This window comes from Protofrankia sp. Cr1 (assembly GCF_963555865.1).
GTDB lineage: Bacteria > Actinomycetota > Actinomycetes > Frankiales > Frankiaceae > Protofrankia.
Window position 1 is genome coordinate 13521 of the sequence record NZ_CAUVXO010000079.1, and the last position, 835, is coordinate 14355.

Consider the following 835-nt stretch of genomic DNA (forward strand, 5'->3'; position numbering starts at 1 on the left):
CTCCCGGCGCCAGAGCCGGCGCGGGTCGCCGCCCACGGCGCGGGGAGCGCGGGTGCGGCGGCACTCGGCCGGGCGGTCCACTCCGAGTGGATCAAACTGTTCTCGGTGGCGTCGACGCGACGCTCGCTGCGGCTGGCGCTCATCGCCTCCGTCGGGGTCGGCGCGATCCTGTGCTCCACCCGGGTACGGGGATGGGCCTCGTTGTCAGCTGCCGACCGCGCGACCTTCGACGCGACCGCGACGTCCCTGGCGGGGCTTATCGTCGCCCAGATCCTGCTGGGCGCGATGGCCGCGCGTTTCGTCACGACCGAGTTCACCACGGGCATGATCCGCACAACTCTTGTCGCGGTGCCACGACGCTGGATGGTCCTGGCCGCCAAGGCAGCGGTCGTGGCGGTGGTCACGGCGCTCGCGGGCCTGACCGCATCGTTGGGAGCTTTCATCGTCGGCCAACAGGTGCTGGCACGCCGTCACATCGAGGCAATGCTCAGCTCCGGGCAGACCCTGCGCGCCGTACTCGCCGGCGGACTGGCCGTAGCCGTGGTGAGCCTGCTCGGTCTGGCGATCGGCACAGTCGTGCGGCATCCCTCGGCGAGCGTGGCCGTCTACTCACTGAGCCTGTTCGGAGTCAACCTGCTGACGGCGGCGCTGCCGGCATCGACCGGCAACCGCGTGCAGGCCTACCTGCCCGAGGGGGCCGTGCAGGCGCTCAGCAGCGTCCGGCCCGTGGCCGGGTCGTTGTCAACCGCAGGCGAGGTCGCGGTGCTCGCGGTCTGGGCGCTGGTCAGCCTGGTCATCGCCGGGACGGTGTTCACCCGCCGGGATGCGTGACGCG

General features: G+C 71.9%; 1 protein-coding gene. It reads left to right on the forward strand.

All coding sequences use genetic code 11. The features are described 5' to 3' along the window. On the forward strand, positions 1–831 hold an 831-nt coding region (locus U9980_RS09470; protein ID WP_322767587.1), incomplete at its 5' end, for an ABC transporter permease. Between the last annotated feature and the right edge of the window lie 4 nt (positions 832–835).